This is a genomic window from Bradyrhizobium sp. 186, assembly GCF_023101685.1.
GTDB lineage: Bacteria > Pseudomonadota > Alphaproteobacteria > Rhizobiales > Xanthobacteraceae > Bradyrhizobium.
Map to the genome: position 1 here is coordinate 3,517,007 of NZ_CP082164.1, position 16,715 is coordinate 3,533,721.

Genomic DNA, 16,715 nt, shown 5'->3' on the forward strand with positions numbered 1-16,715 from the left:
AAAGGCCAGGCGCCCCCTCCAGCGCCCGGCCTTTCCGCGAGGAAGCAGTTGGTCGCTTACTTGGTCACCTGACCGCGGATCTCGCCGCCCGGATTGGCCGCGGTGTGGATGTTGACGTAGAGCTTGCCGGCGAGGAGATCGGCGGCCTGCGCATCGGTCAGCGTCGCGCTGCCCTCGACCGGGCTCGAGGTGGCATTGGGGATTGCAACCGCGACGCCGGCGTTCTTGCCGGTCTCGGCGGGGCCGTGGAAGTGGGCGGCGGTGGCGGGGCCGGAGAGTCCCGAATAGGTCACCTTCCAGGAGAGTTTCTTGCTGGCGGCGTCATAGTCCAGATCGGCCGTGCCGGTGCCGCTGGTGGTCGTGGCAGGCACTTCGGCCTTGCCGTCAAGCGTCGCCTTCAATTTCTCCGCGCAGGCCGGACCGGCAAAAGCGATGGCCGCTCCGAGTGCAAGCGTGACAAAAACGGGCTTGTTCATGGTCGTCTCCCTGTTGACGTCTGATGGTGTCAATCTGCAAACAGTGCGGGTTTGATTTTATTCCCGCCGACGGATCAAGCCATCTAAATTATTCGTGGCTGGAGCGGCCGCGAACTGACCCGTAAATTGGTTTGATCTGGATGGAATGCCTCAATGCTGCGACGAACACTGCTTGCCGCCCTCCTTGCCGCCGTCGCGGCATTCGGCGCCTATTGGTGGCTGACGGCGCCGGCTGCGCTGGCGGTCCCGCTGCCGTCCCGCGCGCCTGATCTTGCCAACGGGCAGGAGATATTCAACGTCGGCGGCTGCTCGTCCTGCCATGCCGTGCCCAACCAGCCCGACCGTCTGCGGCTCGGCGGCGGCCTGCCGCTCGGCTCGCCGTTCGGGACGTTTTACGCTCCCAACATTTCCCCTGATCCAACCGACGGCATCGGGCGCTGGCGCGAGGCCGATTTCGTCAGCGCCGTGATGCGGGGCGTTTCGCCGGAGGGAACGCATTACTTCCCGGCACTTCCCTACGCGTCCTATCATATCGCGAAGCTGGACGACGTTCGGGATCTCTTCGCCTATCTGAAGACCTTGCCGGCCGTGCCGGGCAGGGTGCGCGATAACGACCTGCCGTTTCCTTTCAACATCCGCCGCAATGTCGGCATCTGGAAATTGCTGTTCATGGACGGCAAGCCGTTCGTGCCGGATGCAACGCGCTCGCCGCAATGGAATCGCGGCGCCTATCTCGTCAATAGCTTCGGCCATTGCGCGGAATGCCACAGCCCGCGCAATGTCCTCGGCGGCATCATCACCGCGCAGCGCTTTGCCGGCGGCCCCAATCCGGAAGGCGAGGGTTGGGTGCCCAACATCACGCAAAAGGGCATCGGGGAATGGAGCGAGAAAGAGATCGCTGATTTTCTCGAAACCGGCGAGATGCCCGAAGGCGACAGCGCGTCAGGCGCGATGCGGCCGGTCATCAAGAATCTGGCGCAGCTCACGGCGCAGGATCGCGCCGCGATGGCGGCCTATCTGAAGTCGCTGCCGCCGGTCGATGGGCCGACGCCGCCAAAACGCAAGCAAGGTGGCGCCTGAGGCCGGACCTTGCCGATTGACACGAGGTGGTTGCACCCCCATCCTTGCTGCCGAACGGGAATTGGAATTGCGTGACGATGGGGTGTCGAGTCTTTGCGCGATTGCGGCTGATCGTTTCGACGCGTGATTTCGCCGGGCCCGACGGCACGCGACTCGCGGCTCAACCGTTCGGTTGAGATGGCGCGTCCGCCAAAACTCCCGACGGTGCTGGATCTGCGTTTTCTGACGCTCTTCAGGGCCGCTCTTGGTGAGGAGCCGGCGGCGATCGACGCCTATCGCGCCTGGCGCGCGTCCGAGCCGCTCGATGCGGCCGACGAAGTGGTTTACCGGACCATGCCGCTCCTCGTGGCCACGGCCGACCGGGCCGGAATCGCGGATGCCGACACCAAACGGATGCGCGGCGTCGTCAAGCATGTGTGGTTGTCGAACGCGACGCGGGTCCGCGATCTCGTCGAGGCCAATACGGCGCTCGAAAACGCCGGCATCGCGGCGCTGCTGATCAAGGGCGGTGCGCTGTTTGCGCGCGACGAGAGCTACATGGCGAAGCGCATGACGGGCGATTACGATCTCCTGGTTCGCCGCAAGGATGCGGCCCGCGCGATCGAGGTGCTGCGGCAGGCGTCGTTTCGCAGCTATGGCATGAAAGTCGAGCTGTTCTCGGAATCCGACTTCGATCGCGACATCCATGCCGTCGCGATGTCGCGGGCCGGGTTCGGCCGCGCGATCGATCTGCACTGGCGTGCGATTTTCTGGCTCGATGACGACAGCTTCACCGAGGAGCTGTTCACGACCGCCGAACCAGCGACGTTGCTGACGCATGATCTGCTGATCCCGGGTCTGGCCGAACATCTGGCGATCGCCGCCATGCGGCCTGAACCCGAGGACCAGAAGGAGATCGTCTTCCGCGCGCTCGAGATCGTGCATGTGCTGCAAAATTACGGCGGCAAGGTCGATTGGGAGCGGTTTCGCGCGCTCGTCACACGGTATGGCGGCAGCCTGTTTGCCGCCCAGTTGCTGGATGTCGTCGCGCGGGAAACGCAGGGTCTCGTGCCGGCAGGACTGGTTGCGCAGCTCTGGAGCTATAGCCCGCCGCGAAGCGCGATCGAGATCTCCGTTCGGAAGGTGCCGGCGGGGCAGCGCTCGTCGTGGCAGCATTTCCTGGTCGCGTTCTTCGCCGCGCTGCGTGCGCAATTCAAGGCGCCATTTCTGCGAAGCGATTGGCCAAGGCTTCCCGGCGCCGCCGTCGCGGCGCTCGATGCTAGTGCTGCGCATTTTCCCGTCTTCAAGGGCGCGGTCCTCGCGCGGCTGTGGCGGCAGGCGGCCGCACCGGTCCATCCATTGCAGGGCGCGGACGTCTGGTTCGGACACGGCTTTTCCATTCCGGAGGAGGAGGGACGGTGGACGGACCGCGGGTTCGCCACGATCGAGGCGAGCGTCGATGCGCCGGCCCAAACCTCCGTGATCGTGGAGCTTGCGGTCGTGCCGTTCCTGCCCCCGGATAACGAGCCGTTCCGCTTCGAGGCCTACGCCGGTACCGGCGGCAAGCTGCAGGTAAGAGCAGGACGTGAAGACCCTATGCCGTTCAGATTTTCACTGAACGCGAAGGTGGTCGGCTCGGCGCCGCGGAAAATCATCGTCGCGCTGCGGATGCGCGACGCCAAGCGGCCGAGCGACATCGGTCATTCGATCGATCCTCGCCTGCTCGGGCTGTTCGTGAAATCGGTCTCGATCAACGGCGCGCCGGTCTTCACTCCGGCGGGCGCCGCGCCTTGATGGCCTTGCGCAGCGCCATCAGTGCTCGAGATCTTGCGCCTCGGTATTGGTGCGGCCGCCATTGCCGAGCTGGAGCCGGCGCCGGACGACGATATCGTCGACATGCGCGGTTTTGAGGCCGCTCTGCTTGGCGCGGCCGAGCCACGCGATGAAGAACGTCGCGGGCAGCGTCTCATCGAATGCATCGATCCGGTCGAGCGCGGCGCGGCGGATCAGCATGCATTGCTTGAGCTCGCCCGGCATGATCTCGAGGGCCGGCATGAGGCGCTGGCGTTGGTCTTCCGGTACGTCGGGGCTGACGAACTGCTGCACCTTGCCGAACACGGCCTCGACGTCGCTGTGATGTTCGAGCAGTGCCGATTGCAGCTCCAGCTTGCGCGGAGTCCAGAGGTCGTCCGCATCGCAGAACCCGATGAGCTCGCCGCGCGCCATCGCCAGGGCCCTGTTGACGGCAATGGCCTGGCCGCTGTTGTTCTGGGCGAGCGCGACGATGCGGTCGCCGAACCGGTCGAGAATGCCGCGCGTGCCGTCGATCGACCCGTCGTCGATGACGATGACCTCGCCGGGCGGGACTGTCTGGCCGAGCACGCTCTCGATCGCCTCGGCAATGTAGGCCTCGGCGTTGTAGGCGGCGATCACCACGGAGACCTGCATGTCGGCGTAGCCTCAGAGCCGTTCCAGTTGGCGGGCGAAGGCGGAGGGAATGTCCATCGGCGCGGTGCCGGTGTCGGCGAAGAACACCGGTGCGAGGCCTGCGATCCGCGCGACCTTGTCGGCGATCACGTTGGGCCATCCCGGCAATTCGTAGGCCGTGGTCGGCAGCAGCGCGCGAAACGCGTCCGACTGCCGGGCCGGCGCGAATTGGGGCGATGCCGCGCCGCGCCTGCGGGGGATGAAGATCGCGCGCAGCCGGCCGCCGCCGATCCGGTTCCCGAGATCGGCAAGGCTCAGCTCGTGGCGCGGCTCGCCGTTGAAGTCCGAGACCGGCGTGGTCTCGCCGATGAAGCTTTGAAACGTGTCGACCAGGGCAGGGCGCAGCCGCGCGGAGCAGAACAGCGGTTCGATCTGTCCGGTCTCGCTGTCGACCGCGACAAAATCGTCGCCCGCATAGTGCCAGCCGGCCTTCGCGCAGGAGAGCGTCGCGGTGGTCTTGCCGCTGTGGCCTTCGCCGGCCAGCAGCGTGAACCCCGCCGTGCTTCCGACCGCCGCGGCGTGAACGGCACACCAGGGCGTATCGTGCATCATGGCATGGATCAGCGAGATCGCCGGACGGCTGCGGATCCAGGGCGGTGCCTCGCCCTTGGGCAGCCACGCGATGCCGTGCCGTGCGACCAGGTCGATCGCGAACAGCACGGGAATGACGGCCGGCTGCCATACCGAATAGATCCCGTCCTCGATCAACAGGCGCGGGCGCTCGGCGGCTTCCGGCACCAGCGCGGAGAGATCATGGTCGGCGGCGGTGATGAAGCGCAGGTCGAGATCGAAATTGCCTGGTGCGCGCAGGATGTAAGCGGGCAGGAACGTGCCGGCCAAATCCTGCGAGGCAAATTCGAGACGCAAGCCGAACGGGCCGCAGCGGGCGTAGGCTTCGATCGGCTCCGATGCCGCTCTGGCGAAAACCGCCGTGATCTGCTGCCGGATGAGACCGCTAGCCTTCATGGGGCTCGCGGAGCGGCCAGCCTTCGTCGCCGGCGTCATGCACGGGATCCATCAGCAAGAGCTCCCGCAGATTGTCGAAGCGCTGGAATTCCGGGGCGGCGAATTCGTCCTTGAGCACCGGCGACCATCTCTCGGCGCGCGGATCGGCCTCGCCATTCGCGATGAGGCCTTCCGCCAGCATGCTGTCGATGAAGGCTTGCACCTGCTGCGCAATGGAGGCGGGATCGCCGCCGGTCGCGGCGGCACATGCGCTCGCGATCTCCTCAACCGTTCGGCCGGCCTTGATGCCGAGCCAGACCTGGGCGGCGCTGCCGTCGAGGTTGTAGTAGACGCCGTTCTGATAGTTGGCCAACACCACTTCACTATCAAACTGCTGGCTGATCAGCAGCGGCACCGAAACGGTGAGGGCCATGACTTGCTCAGTACTCACTTCAATTCCAAGAACCGCAATTCCAAGGGCCGCACGCTAGCATAGGCGTTCGGCTGCGAGAACTGCGCCAATTGCGACAATTCCGGGCAGCTAGACCGCCCCGAACGCCTTGAAGGTGATGATGGTGAGGGTGTCCTGGATGCCGGGCAGCACCTGCACCTTCTCGTTGATGAAGTGGCCGATGTCGGTGTCCTTGTCGACGTAGAACTTCACCAGCAAGTCGTAATGGCCGGCCGTGGAGTAGATCTCGGAAGCGATCTCGGCCTCGGCAAGCGCATTCGCGACCGTATAGGACTGGCCGAGCTTGCATTTGATCTGGACGAAAAAGGGAACCATTGCAGTCACTCCGAAGTCATATCTGGCGGGCTAATAGGCCAAAATCGGCCGGATTTAGCAAGCGAACTTGCTGCCTCCGGGCGCAAGCAAACTTGCTGCCTCCCGGCATGCGCGGTAGGACGGATCATGGCCCCGAACCAGCGGAAAATCGCCCCATGACGACGCCCGTGGCGCTCACCATCGCCGGCTCCGATTCGAGCGGTGGCGCCGGTATCCAGGCGGATCTGAAGACCTTTGCCGCGCTCGGCGTCTACGGCGCCTCTGTCATCACGGCACTGACGGCGCAGAACACAAAAGGCGTCACCGGCATTCACGCGGTGCCGGCCGATTTCGTCACCGCACAGATCGATGCCGTGTTCTCCGATCTCGACGTCGGCGCGGTGAAGATCGGCATGGTGGCGCAGGCCGCCAGCATCGATGCGATCGCAGCCGCGCTGTCGCGCTGGGCACCCCGCCACGTCGTGCTCGATCCCGTCATGGTCGCAACCTCCGGCGATCGCCTGCTGGCGTCCGACGCCGTCGACGCCCTGCGCACGAAGTTGATGCCGCTGGCTTCGGTGATCACACCCAACCTGCCGGAGGCTGCCGCTCTGCTCGACGAACCCGTCGCGCGAACCGAGGCCGACATCGAAGGCCAGGGGCGCCGCCTGCTGGCGCTCGGCTGTCGCGCGGTGCTGATCAAGGGCGGCCACGGCGAGGGCGCCGAGAGCACCGACTATCTCGTCAGCGCCGAAGGAACGATCGCGCTCGCCGCGCCACGCGTCGCCACCCAAAACACCCATGGCACCGGCTGCTCGCTGTCCTCAGCGGTCGCGGCGGGGCTTGCCAAGGGCGAGGATCTCGAGGGCGCCGTGCGCAACGCCAAGGCCTGGATCAGCGCGGCGATTGCGGCCGCCGACCGCTTCAGCGTCGGCCACGGCCACGGGCCGATCCATCATTTCCACAGGTTTTACTGACGTCGGCTTCGCGCGCTGCGTCGGCTCCCGTCGTTAACCAGTAAGGCCATGTCCCTCCGGGTTTTGCGGAGGCCTGTGCGGCGCCATGTCGCCTGATTGTCGCATGCGACTGATATTCGCGGGGAGAGCGAGGCGAGGTTTGATTCGTTATCTGAGGGTGCCTCAAAGGTTCAATCGGTCATCCCCCTGTCACGGGATATTGTTACAGGCTGTCGCATGGGAAGTTACGATGTGAGTGACGAGAGCCCTGAAAGGCGCTTTCGCACCTTGTTCATCTCCGACGTTCATCTCGGAGCCCGCGGTTCGCAAGCCGACCTTCTGCTGGACTTCCTGCGCTTCCACGACGCCGATACCATCTATCTCGTCGGCGACATCGTCGACGGCTGGGCGCTGAAATCGAGCTGGCACTGGCCACAATCGCATAACGACCTGGTTCAGAAGCTTTTGCGCAAGGCGCGCAAGGGTGCCAAGGTCATCTACATCCCCGGCAATCACGACGAATTCCTGCGCAACTATTACGGCACGCATTTCGGCGGGATCGACGTCGTCGAGAACACCGTCCACACCGGAGTGGACGGCAAGCGCTATCTCGTCATCCACGGCGACATCTTCGACCTCGTGGTGCAGAACGCGCGCTGGCTCGCCCATCTCGGCGACAAGGCCTACGACTTCGCGATCCAGATGAATCGCTTCGTCAACTTCTTCCGGCGCATGTTCAAAGTGCCGTACTGGTCGCTGTCGCAATGGGCCAAGCAGAAGGTCAAGAACGCCGTCAACTATATCGGCGCGTTCGAGCAGGCGCTCGCCGCCGAGGCGCGCCGCCACGACGCCCACGGCGTGATCTGCGGCCACATCCACTACGCCGTGATCCGCGACGAGGGCGGTATCCGCTACATGAACTGCGGCGATTGGGTCGAGAGCTGCACGGCGCTGGTCGAGCACGACGACGGCCGTTTCGAGATCATCACCTGGGCGGATCAGTTGCAGAAGGCGGTCCCGGTCGTGCCCGTGGCGGCAAGGGCAGCTTGATGCGCATCCTGGTCGCGACCGACGCCTGGCACCCGCAAGTCAACGGTGTGGTTCGGACGCTGACCAAGCTCGCTGACGCCGCCGAGGCGCTTGGCGTCGCGTTCACGTTCCTGACGCCGCAATCGTTCCGCACCTTCGCGATGCCGAGCTATCGCGACGTGCGTCTTGCGATGCCGCGGCCGGCGAAGATCGCGAAGCTGATCGAAGAGGCCCGTCCCGACAGCATCCATATCGCCACCGAAGGGCCGATCGGCTTAATGGTCCGCCGCTATTGTCGCCAGCGCAAGCTGCCGTTCACGACCAGCTTCCACACCCGCTTTCCCGAATATGTCCGTGCCAGGATGCCGGTTCCGGAATCCCTGATCTGGCGGGCGCTGCGCCGTTTCCACAGCAGCAGCCGGGCCGTGATGGCCGCAACGCCGGCGCTCGCCTGTGAACTCGGCGAGCGCGGCTTTACCAATGTCGTGTTGTGGCCGCGCGGCGTCGATACCAGCCTGTTCCACCCCCGCGCCATCGATCTCTGCCTGCCGGTGCCGGTGTTCCCGGTCGGCCGGGTCGCGGTGGAGAAGAATCTGGAGGCCTTCCTCGACCTCGATCTGCCCGGCACCAAGGTGATCGTCGGCGATGGGCCGGCGCGTGTCGCGCTCGAAGAGGCTTATCCGGATGCGATCTTCCTCGGCGAAAAGCACGGCGAGGAACTGGCGGACATCTACGCGGCGGCCGATGTCTTCGTGTTTCCGAGCAGGACCGACACGTTCGGCCTGGTCCTGCTGGAAGCGCTGGCGAGCGGCCTGCCGGTCGCGGCCTTCCCGGTGAAGGGGCCCCGCGACGTGATCGGCGATGCGCCGGTCGGCGCGCTGGATCACGATCTGCGCAGCGCTTGCTTCGCCGCACTCGACGTTTCAAGGCAGGCCTGTGTCGAATTCGCCGCCGATTATACCTGGGAGGCCTCGGCCCGGGCCTTCGTCGACAGCATTTTGGCGGTCGGCGCGGTGCTGCCCGGCCGGAACGGGGCGGATCTGGCGCGCTTCGTCGCCTGACGGGACAAAATCCTCTCGCTGAGGTGTCTTGCCCGCGCCTCATCAGCCGCGATAACATCGGCTATGACCGAACAGCCCCTTCCGATCGGCCCCGCCGATATCGACGCCGCAGCGCGCGTGATCGCGCCCTTCGCCATCCGCACCCCCCTGTTGTCCTTTCCCGTGCTCAATGAGCGCGTCGGCGCAAAGGTCTTCCTGAAGCCGGAGATGCTCCAGCGCACCGGCTCCTTCAAGTTCCGCGGAGCCTTCAACAAGGTGGCCTCGATCCCGCAGGACAAGCGCGCAGGCGGTGTCGTCGCGTTCTCCTCCGGCAACCACGCCCAGGGCGTGGCAGCGGCGGCGAAGATTCTCGACATGCAGGCGACCATCGTGATGCCTGCGGATGCGCCGCTCTCCAAGCGTGAGCGCACCAAATCCTACGGCGCCGAGGTCGTGCTGTATGACCGTGACCGCGACGACCGCGAGGCGATCTCGCGCGGCATCGCCGAGAAGCGCGGCGCGACGCTGGTCAGACCTTATGACGATCCGTTTGTGATCGCCGGCCAGGGCACCGCCGGCCGTGAGATCGCCGAGGACATGGCGAGCCTCGGCATTGCGCCTGACATCGTGGTGGCACCAGCCTCCGGCGGCGGCCTGATCGCGGGCGTCGCGACCGCGGTGAAGGCGCGTTATCCGCTGGCCCAGATCGTGGTGGCCGAACCGGAGGCGTTCGACGACCACAGCCTTTCGCTGACGGCAGGCCATCGCGAGCCGCATGCGCCCGCGGGCCGCACCATCTGCGACGCGCTGATGGCGCTGATCCCCGGCGAGATGACGTTTGCGATCAACAGCAAGCTCTTGGCGCGCGGCGTGACCGCATCGGACAAGGAAGTCGGCGCCGCCGTCGCCTTTGCCTATCGCGAGCTGAAGCTCGTGGTCGAGCCCGGCGGCGCCGTCGGACTCGCCGCGCTGCTTGCGGGGCGTCTCGACGTCGCCGGCAAGAACGTGGTCATCGTGCTCTCCGGCGGCAATGTCGACGCCGATTTGTTCGCCGAGCTTGTTGCGTGATTTTCTGAGATGAAGAAGGGGCAGAGCGTCGCCGCTCTGCCCCTTTATCGTGTGCGCTCAGGGCGCGATCAGTGCATGAAGCCGCCACGGCGATTGTTGCCGCTGTTCATGCTCGGCGCCTGATTCATCGACTGCCGGAAGTTGTTGCCGCCGCCGTTATCGATCCGGTTGGTCGTGTTGAACTGCGGACGGTTGTTCTGCTGGCTGTTTTGGACCTGCACCTTGTTCACCAGGTCGTTGTTGAGCTTGACGCCGTTGTTGATGCGGATCGGATTGCTCTGCGTCTGAACGTTGATCGGCTTCACGTCGATGTTCGAGCCAACCTTACCGATATTCACCGGCATGCTCACGATCTTGCCCGGGTTTCCGTTGGCATTGCCGGCATTGGGCGTGGTGTTGGTCGCCGGCAGCGTCACGATCTTGCCGATGCCGCCATTGTTCGTCGTGGTGTTGGTCGGCGCGGGCAGGGTCAAGATCTTGCCCGGGGTCTGCGACGGCGTGCCGTTCTGCTGGTTGCCCGCCGGCAGGTTGACGATCTGGCCGCCATTGCCGAGCTTGCCGATGACGTTGTTGTCGATCGGCTTCTGCACGACCGGCAGGTTGCCGTTCATCGTGCCGCCATTGCCCTGCTGCGTCAGCGGCATGTACTTGGGCTGGCCGAGATTGCCGATCTTGAAGGTCGGGTCGATATTCTGCGGGGCCAAAAACTTGGTCGCCTGCATCAGCGGGATCAGCTTCGGCTGCGTCTGAAGCTTCAGCGCGACTTGCGCATAGGGGCTGTTGCCGTAGCTGTCATAGAAGCTCTTGTAGCCGAGCGGCGAGTTTGCAAGCACCGCCTTGTGCCAAGCCTGGGAGAGCAGGAGGTTGGACAGCAGCCAGCGGATGTGATCGCACAGCGGGTCGTGCGGATACATCTGGATGAACTCCTGATAGTATTCGGGGCGACCTTCGGACAGCACATAGTCATAGGCCTGACGCGTGGAGCGGCTCGGCAAATTGGAGGCCATCTGCACCACCGGCGCGTTCACCGGCGCACGGTTGGCGGCGACAGCCGTGTCGCCGAAGAAAGTGAAGTCCGAGGTCAGCGACGAGCTCTCCCACGGGATCTGCGCGCCGCTGGTGGTCTGGTTGACCTCGAGACGCACGCGCTTGAACAGCTGCTCGATCGGCACATTGGGCTCGCGCGCGACGTTGAGGAAGGCCTGCGTATAGGGGCTATGGCCGCCGGTGCCGTCCTGCGCTTCCGCGCCCGGCGCTGTCGAATAGCCCACGATCGAGCCGTTCGGCGCATCGACAATGGCGAGGCCGCGGCCGGCGTCGTTGACGGTCGGGAACGGGTTGTTGCGGCAGGCATCGAGGATGACGATGCGCATGCGGCTCGGGATCGTCTCCAGCGTCGACATCACGTCGACGAGGCGAACCGAGTTGTTGATGAGCTCGGTCGGGCTGGAAACCTTCGCATCGACGGGAACGAGATAGTTCTCGCCGGCGAGCTGCACGCCGTGACCGGCGTAGTAGACCATCGCCACCGTGTTCGGACCACGCGCGGAAACCTTGGCCGAGAAGTCCTGCACCACGCGGAGCATGTCGTTCTGGGTCAGGTCGGTCGCGGCGACCACCTCGAAGCCGGCCGAGTTCAAAAAATGCGCCATCGACTGCGCGTCGTTATCGGGGTTGGCGAGCTGCGGCGCGTTCTGGTAGTTCGAATTGCCGATCACCAGCGCAACCCGCTGCTCCGGACCTTGCAGTGCGGTCGGGGCGGCCGGTTCGACCGGGGCAACTTGCGCGGAAACAGGGCCGCAGGCGAAGCCGACCAGGCTCCCCAGCAGGCCCGCATACATCAGGAAAGGCTTTAGGCGGAACATGGCGTGCTCCTTTGGCACTCATCTCGATACGAGATTGGTTGCGAGGAAGCTTGGCCGCGTTCGAGCCCTGGGTCCGTGATCGCGATCACCATGGTATGCTGCGTGATCTGAATCACGCTGGAACCAGCTATGGTTAAGCGCTCGCTTGCCGACTGCGCCGGTTTCGCCGGCGAAAGACACGTTTGGGGGATAGCTCGTCACATGCTGAAATCGATCGATCCGATCCTCACGCCCGATCTGCTCTGGCTGCTGGCCTCCATGGGTCATGGCGATGACCTCGTGGTCGTCGACGCCAATCACCCGGCAACGCACATCGCCCGAACGACGTCGTCGCAACGCCTGATCCAGTTGCCGGGCATGAGCATGGAGACCGCCGTCCGCGCCATCATGACGCTCTATCCGCTCGACGATTTCGATCCGGATCCGGTGCGCGTGATGATGCCCGTCGACGATCCCGACCGCGTCCCCGACGTGCAGCGCGCCGTGATGGCAGAGATCGAACGCTCCGTGGGCCGCCCGGTCGGCCGCGGCAAGCTTTCGAGACCGGATTTTTATCGCGCGGCCGCTGCGAGTTTTGGTGTCGTGCAGGTGGGGGACAGTCGCGGGTATGGATGCTTCCTGATCCGCAAGGGCGTGATCAGCTAGGGCAAGTTCCGGACGATTCGATTGGTCCGTGATCCCGCAATCGCTTTGCACTCGAATTTGAATGGCCTTCTCCTACTCGACTGTCTATCGTCAACTCATGTCCCGCCTTGTGTGTCTATCTGTTGCTATCATTCTGTCGCTGCTGTCGGTCGCAGCATCAGCTGCGCCAATCACGAAACGGCCGGCAGCGGCCTGGCATGGCTACGGCTTCCTGCCGGGCTATCGCCAGCCGCTCAGCAACAGCATTCCGCTCTATAAGCAGAAGGACGCGATGCGGCGCCTTTCGCGCAACGACCGCCGCCACTGGTACATTGACCCGGTCCCCCAATATTACGGCTGGGATGGCGAGTGGCGCTATTTCGGCCGTCCCGGCTTTGGCGGTGGCCGCTACAATGGCGGCAGCTTCGGTCCGTGCTGGACACGGACCCCGATCGGCGCGGTCTGGAATTGCGGGTGATCGGCTGATCTTCATATATCGGTCAAAACGAGCTTAGGATCCTTCGACGCGCTATAGGCGTCGCAGCATGCCCGGGACACGAGAGTGAGCGGAGCTGTTGCCCCACACTCCGTCATTGCGAGCGCAGCGAAGCAATCCAGACCGCCGCCGCGGAAAGATTCTGGATCGCTTCGCTGCGCTCGCAATGACGAGATCAGCAGCGCGCTTCCATCTATCGCCGTCACCCTGAGGTACGCGCCCTGCGGCGCAAGCGCGCGGCAGGGCAAGCCTCGAAGGGCGGCGGCCCGGCAGCATCTCGGCCGTTCATCCTTCGAGGCTCGGCTTGCAATGCGTTCGCATCGCAAGCCTCGCGCCTCAGGATGACGGAACTGGGAGTTGCGCTCGCCTTACGAGAAGAACGCGATCTTTTCCGCTTGGGTCATGCGGCGGAGCGGTGCCAGGGGATCGTTGGCGGGGGCGCGGGGCTTTTGCAGGATGCCGCTGGCGAGGATGGTCGCGCCGAGCGAGGCCTCGGAAAGGGGTGACGGCATCGGCAGCGTTGCGGTCGGTGCCATCTCCGGCGCCGGATGCTCCATCACCTCGGCGGCGGCCGCTGCGATGGCATCGGTGAGGCGCGCGAGCGATTCCATCGCGATCGGCGTCTCGGCTGCCTGCGGCTCTTCCGCGATCGGCTCCGGCGCGATCGGCTCCGGGATCTCGACGGCGATCGGCGCTGCGACCTCCGCGACAATCGGCTCCGGAATTGCGGCAGCCATCTCGACGGGCTCGACGATCTCGTCGAAGTCCGGATCGGGCGCGGCCATCTCCATTGCGATCTGCTCGAGCACCGCTTCGTCCTCGGCCTCCGCAGCCGCATCGAACGGAAGCTCTTCGGCCGTCTCCGCAAAGGCGGTAGGCTCGGCGAAGCTTGCTTCAATCGCAATGCCGCCCTCTTCAACCGCCGCATGGCTTTCGGCGACGATCTCCGGCTCGACGGCGACGTCCATCGCTGTAGCAACGGACATCGCTTCAACGACCCCGGCGGCTTCAACGGTGGTTTCAGGCTCAGGAGCCGCGGCGATGTCTTGCGGAGCCTCCGCCACCCACGGCGCTTCCTGCACCGGCGCCGGGGAGGGACGCGCCGCCGCCTGCGGCGCTGCGTCGCCGTCCGCGTCGGTCTGCTCGACCCGGTCCTTCAACAGATCGAATGCGGCCTTGAGGTCGGCGCGGGGGTCGATGGTCGAAACCTGCGCGCAGGCCGCCTCGATGGCTGAGAGCTGCGAATCAATCAGGTCGCAGATTCGCCCGTCGGCGCCGATCTCGCGCCAGCGCCAGGAGATCTCCTTGATGATGCGGATGCCGCGCTGGATCGGCGCGAGGCCCTGCTCGATCGCCGCTTGGTCGAAGGCTGAGATCGCGATGGTCTCGGCCTCCCGGATGGCGCGGCGGATCTCGACCAGCGCCTCGGGCAGGCGGTCCTCGACGACCGGTTGTCGCTGTGCCGCAAGGGTTTCCTCGATTTTCGCGACCGCATCGAGCACCATGCGGGTATCCGCATTGCGGTTACGCTTGGCATATTCGCCGAGGAACCAGCGGCCGCGCGCGGTCTCCAGGAAGGCTTCGCGGATCGCGTCGTAATCCTGCTCGTTCGGCTCGGCCGCACGGGCAGACATAGGCGAGAGGGCGAATGCTTCAGAGGCCATGTCAATCTCGTCGCGCAAATCACGGCGCGTTAAGCTAACGATCATCACGATATCGACCGAATCGCAATTGGTTTGATGGCAGGCGAATCACAAATCCCCATCGCAGCGTCCGAAAAGCAGCGATTCGCCGTGCGGCTGGCGCTGTTCTATTCGGCGGTGTTCGCGGTCTCGGGCACGCATCTGCCGTTCTTTCCGGTCTGGCTGAAGGCGATCGGCATCGACGCCGCATGGATCGGCGTCATCAACGCGCTGCCGGCGATCACGCGCTTCACCACGCTGCCTTATGCAACCGCATTTGCCGAAAAGAGGCATGCCATTCGCGCCGGCATGATGGTTTCGGTGCTCGCGACGGCGGTGGGCTTTGCAGCGGTCGGCTTGCAGCAGCAGCCGCTGGCGCTGTTCCTGATCTATGTGCTGACCTGCATGATGTGGACGCCGACGATCCCGCTGACCGACGCCTATGCGCTGCGCGGCGTCGCCCGTTACGGCCTCGACTACGGGCCGGTGCGGCTGTGGGGCTCGGCGGCCTTCGCCGCCGGCTCGCTCGCCTGCGGCTATCTCGTCGACCGCATCGCTGCGCGCGAGCTGATCTGGATCATCGTCGCATGGGCTGTCGTTGCGGGGCTCGCCGGCCTGTTGCTCCAGCCGCTGGACGATGTGCGGCGAAGGACCGTGGAGACGTATGCCAGCAAGGCGCTGCTGCGCGATGGCGGGTTCTGGGCCATCATCGTCTCGGCGGCGCTGATCCAGGGCAGTCACGTCGCCTATTACACGTTCTCGGCCATCAACTGGCAGGCCCACGGCCTCGGTGGGCTGACGATCGCGGGCCTCTGGACGCTGGGCGTGATCGCCGAAATCCTCGTCTTCGCGCTGTCGCCGCGTTTTTCACTGCATCCGTCCTCGCTCATGGCGATCGGTGGCGCGAGTGCCGTCGTGCGCTGGATCATTACCGCCAACGAGCCGCCGCTCGCGCTGCTCGCGATCGCGCAACTTGGCCACGGCCTGAGCTTCGGGATGACCGTCCTCGGCACCATGAATCTCCTGGTGCAGCGCGTGCCGTCGCATCAGATCGCGCGGGGGCAGGGCTACTATGCCGCGTGCATCGGGCTGTTGGGCGCAACGACCTCGATCGCCTCGGGCGCGATCTACGCCCGCATCGGCGATAGCCTGTATTACGTCATGGCCGCGATGGCGGGTGCCGGCGCGCTTTTGATCTGGTCGGCGCGGCACCGGCTCAAGGCTCATCCCCAGAGCGAGGAGTCCGGCGGATAGATCAGGCTATCGTCATACCGCAGCCCGTGCTCGCGGTCGCGCGCCAGCAGCAGGGGACCGTCGAGATCGACGAAGCGCGCCTGCGGCGTCACCAGCATCGCCGGTGCCATCGACAGCGAGGTTGCGACCATGCAGCCGATCATGATCTCGAAGCCGAGCGCCTGCGCCGCATCCGCCATGGCGAGCGCCTCGGTGAGGCCGCCAGTCTTGTCGAGCTTGATGTTCACGGCGTCATAGCGCTCGCGCAGCGGTGCGAGCGAGTTGCGATCGTGCACGCTCTCGTCGGCGCAGACCGCGAGCGGGCGCCGGATCCGTGCCAGCGCGTCGTCCTTGCCGGCCGGCAGCGGCTGCTCCACCAGGGTCACGCCGACCGCGTCGCAGGCGGCGAGATTGTGTTCCAGGTTGGCCTCGGTCCAGGCCTCGTTGGCATCAACGATCAGCTCCGACTCGGGGGCAGCCTTGCGCACAGCCGCGATCCTGGCGTCATCGCCTTCTCCGCCGAGCTTGATCTTGAGCAGCGGCCGGTGCGCCGCCCTGGCGGTCGCCGCCGCCATGGCTTCGGGTGTGCCCAGCGAGATGGTGTAGGCCGTGGTGCGCTCGCCCGGCAGCGGGCGGTCGAGCAGGTTCCAGGCTCGCAAGCCCGCCACCTTGGCCTCGAGGTCGATCAGGGCGCAATCCAGCGCGTTGCGGGCAGCTCCTGGCCGCATGGCGGCTTGCAGGGCCTGGCGGGTGAGGCCGCCTGCGACGGCGTCCTGCATGGCCTGGATGGCCGCAAGCGTCGCCTCGGGCGTCTCGCCATAGCGGGGATAGGGTACGCACTCGCCGCGACCGGTCAGGCCGTCCCGGCGGACCTCGGCGACGACAGTCACGGCCTCGGTCTTGGCGCCCCGGCTGATCGTGAAGCTGCCGGCGATCGGGAAGCGCTCGATTCGCGCAACCAGGGCCGGAACTTTGCTGGAAGTCATTTT

General features: G+C 65.4%; 17 protein-coding genes. 9 read left to right on the top strand and 8 right to left on the bottom strand.

The features are described 5' to 3' along the window. Positions 1-56: 56 nt before the first annotated feature. Positions 57-476, bottom strand: a complete 420-nt coding sequence (locus IVB18_RS16750; RefSeq protein WP_247990134.1) for a CHRD domain-containing protein — start codon at positions 474-476, stop codon at positions 57-59. 153 nt (positions 477-629) lie between these two features. Between IVB18_RS16750 and IVB18_RS16755 the strand changes: the two genes are divergently transcribed. Further along, positions 630-1,556 (top strand): c-type cytochrome, encoded by a 927-nt coding sequence (locus IVB18_RS16755; RefSeq protein WP_247990135.1) that lies wholly within the window; start codon positions 630-632, stop codon positions 1,554-1,556. A gap of 123 nt (positions 1,557-1,679) precedes the next feature. Continuing rightward, positions 1,680-3,329, top strand: coding sequence for a nucleotidyltransferase family protein (locus IVB18_RS16760; protein ID WP_247990136.1), 1,650 nt, complete (start codon positions 1,680-1,682; stop codon positions 3,327-3,329). An 18-nt stretch (positions 3,330-3,347) separates the two neighbouring features. Here IVB18_RS16760 and IVB18_RS16765 read toward each other — a convergent pair whose 3' ends face one another. From IVB18_RS16765 to IVB18_RS16780, 4 genes are all read right to left on the bottom strand, one after another. Continuing rightward, positions 3,348-3,971: a glycosyltransferase gene (locus IVB18_RS16765; protein ID WP_247990137.1), complete on the bottom strand. Its 624-nt coding sequence runs from the start codon at positions 3,969-3,971 to the stop codon at positions 3,348-3,350. A gap of 24 nt (positions 3,972-3,995) precedes the next feature. After that, entirely contained in the window at positions 3,996-5,027 is a 1,032-nt protein-coding gene (locus IVB18_RS16770) for a hypothetical protein (protein ID WP_247990138.1), read from the bottom strand. Beyond that, the gene (locus IVB18_RS16775; RefSeq protein WP_247990139.1) at positions 4,978-5,400 is read right to left on the bottom strand and encodes a PqqD family protein; all 423 of its coding nucleotides are present in this window, start codon (positions 5,398-5,400) and stop codon (positions 4,978-4,980) included. The genes IVB18_RS16770 and IVB18_RS16775 overlap by 50 nt, the downstream gene beginning before the upstream one ends. A 108-nt stretch (positions 5,401-5,508) precedes the next feature. Beyond that, positions 5,509-5,754: an Lrp/AsnC family transcriptional regulator gene (locus IVB18_RS16780; protein ID WP_247990140.1), complete on the bottom strand. Its 246-nt coding sequence runs from the start codon at positions 5,752-5,754 to the stop codon at positions 5,509-5,511. A gap of 155 nt (positions 5,755-5,909) precedes the next feature. Here IVB18_RS16780 and thiD point away from each other — a divergent pair, with 155 nt between their 5' ends. The 4 genes from thiD (at position 5,910) to IVB18_RS16800 (ending at position 9,826) form a co-directional block, all read left to right on the top strand. Next, positions 5,910-6,710: a bifunctional hydroxymethylpyrimidine kinase/phosphomethylpyrimidine kinase gene (thiD, locus tag IVB18_RS16785; protein WP_247990141.1), complete on the top strand. Its 801-nt coding sequence runs from the start codon at positions 5,910-5,912 to the stop codon at positions 6,708-6,710. A 216-nt stretch (positions 6,711-6,926) separates the two neighbouring features. Further along, the gene (locus IVB18_RS16790) at positions 6,927-7,739 is read left to right on the top strand and encodes a UDP-2,3-diacylglucosamine diphosphatase (protein WP_247990142.1); all 813 of its coding nucleotides are present in this window, start codon (positions 6,927-6,929) and stop codon (positions 7,737-7,739) included. Continuing rightward, entirely contained in the window at positions 7,739-8,779 is a 1,041-nt protein-coding gene (locus tag IVB18_RS16795; protein ID WP_247990143.1) for a glycosyltransferase family 1 protein, read from the top strand. Before IVB18_RS16790 ends, IVB18_RS16795 begins: the two co-directional genes overlap by 1 nt. A gap of 63 nt (positions 8,780-8,842) precedes the next feature. Continuing rightward, entirely contained in the window at positions 8,843-9,826 is a 984-nt protein-coding gene (locus tag IVB18_RS16800) for a threonine/serine dehydratase (protein WP_247990144.1), read from the top strand. A 68-nt stretch (positions 9,827-9,894) separates the two neighbouring features. Here the strand turns inward: IVB18_RS16800 and IVB18_RS16805 are convergent, their stop codons facing one another. Continuing rightward, positions 9,895-11,691, bottom strand: coding sequence for a caspase family protein (locus tag IVB18_RS16805; RefSeq protein ID WP_247990145.1), 1,797 nt, complete (start codon positions 11,689-11,691; stop codon positions 9,895-9,897). Between the two features lie 201 nt (positions 11,692-11,892). On the opposite strand from IVB18_RS16805, the gene IVB18_RS16810 reads away from it, so the two are divergent. Then, positions 11,893-12,336, top strand: a complete 444-nt coding sequence (locus IVB18_RS16810) for an RbsD/FucU domain-containing protein (RefSeq protein WP_247990146.1) — start codon at positions 11,893-11,895, stop codon at positions 12,334-12,336. 97 nt (positions 12,337-12,433) lie between these two features. Further along, on the top strand, positions 12,434-12,793 hold the full coding sequence (locus tag IVB18_RS16815; protein WP_247991661.1) for a hypothetical protein: 360 nt from the start codon (positions 12,434-12,436) through the stop codon (positions 12,791-12,793). 386 nt (positions 12,794-13,179) lie between these two features. Here IVB18_RS16815 and IVB18_RS16820 read toward each other — a convergent pair whose 3' ends face one another. Continuing rightward, entirely contained in the window at positions 13,180-14,475 is a 1,296-nt protein-coding gene (locus IVB18_RS16820; RefSeq protein ID WP_247990147.1) for a hypothetical protein, read from the bottom strand. A 75-nt stretch (positions 14,476-14,550) separates the two neighbouring features. On the opposite strand from IVB18_RS16820, the gene IVB18_RS16825 reads away from it, so the two are divergent. Then, positions 14,551-15,747 carry a major facilitator superfamily domain-containing protein 6 gene (locus tag IVB18_RS16825; RefSeq protein WP_247990148.1) on the top strand — a complete coding sequence of 399 codons (1,197 nt, stop codon included), beginning with the start codon at positions 14,551-14,553 and terminating at the stop codon, positions 15,745-15,747. On the opposite strand, the gene dgcA is transcribed toward IVB18_RS16825, so the two are convergent. Beyond that, positions 15,717-16,712 (bottom strand): N-acetyl-D-Glu racemase DgcA, encoded by a 996-nt coding sequence (gene dgcA, locus IVB18_RS16830; protein ID WP_247990149.1) that lies wholly within the window; start codon positions 16,710-16,712, stop codon positions 15,717-15,719. The two genes, IVB18_RS16825 and dgcA, sit on opposite strands and share 31 nt — an antisense overlap. Positions 16,713-16,715: the final 3 nt, after the last annotated feature.

Coding starts and splice junctions, on each gene's coding strand:
- IVB18_RS16750 (WP_247990134.1), bottom strand. CDS start 476: ATGAACAAGCCCGTTTTTGTCACGCTTGCACTCGGAGCGGCCATCGCT.
- IVB18_RS16755 (WP_247990135.1), top strand. CDS start 630: ATGCTGCGACGAACACTGCTTGCCGCCCTCCTTGCCGCCGTCGCGGCA.
- IVB18_RS16770 (WP_247990138.1), bottom strand. CDS start 5,027: ATGACGCCGGCGACGAAGGCTGGCCGCTCCGCGAGCCCCATGAAGGCT.
- IVB18_RS16775 (WP_247990139.1), bottom strand. CDS start 5,400: ATGGCCCTCACCGTTTCGGTGCCGCTGCTGATCAGCCAGCAGTTTGAT.
- IVB18_RS16780 (WP_247990140.1), bottom strand. CDS start 5,754: ATGGTTCCCTTTTTCGTCCAGATCAAATGCAAGCTCGGCCAGTCCTAT.
- thiD (WP_247990141.1), top strand. CDS start 5,910: ATGACGACGCCCGTGGCGCTCACCATCGCCGGCTCCGATTCGAGCGGT.
- IVB18_RS16790 (WP_247990142.1), top strand. CDS start 6,927: ATGGGAAGTTACGATGTGAGTGACGAGAGCCCTGAAAGGCGCTTTCGC.
- IVB18_RS16795 (WP_247990143.1), top strand. CDS start 7,739: ATGCGCATCCTGGTCGCGACCGACGCCTGGCACCCGCAAGTCAACGGT.
- IVB18_RS16800 (WP_247990144.1), top strand. CDS start 8,843: ATGACCGAACAGCCCCTTCCGATCGGCCCCGCCGATATCGACGCCGCA.
- IVB18_RS16805 (WP_247990145.1), bottom strand. CDS start 11,691: ATGTTCCGCCTAAAGCCTTTCCTGATGTATGCGGGCCTGCTGGGGAGC.
- IVB18_RS16810 (WP_247990146.1), top strand. CDS start 11,893: ATGCTGAAATCGATCGATCCGATCCTCACGCCCGATCTGCTCTGGCTG.
- IVB18_RS16815 (WP_247991661.1), top strand. CDS start 12,434: ATGTCCCGCCTTGTGTGTCTATCTGTTGCTATCATTCTGTCGCTGCTG.
- IVB18_RS16820 (WP_247990147.1), bottom strand. CDS start 14,475: ATGGCCTCTGAAGCATTCGCCCTCTCGCCTATGTCTGCCCGTGCGGCC.
- IVB18_RS16825 (WP_247990148.1), top strand. CDS start 14,551: ATGGCAGGCGAATCACAAATCCCCATCGCAGCGTCCGAAAAGCAGCGA.
- dgcA (WP_247990149.1), bottom strand. CDS start 16,712: ATGACTTCCAGCAAAGTTCCGGCCCTGGTTGCGCGAATCGAGCGCTTC.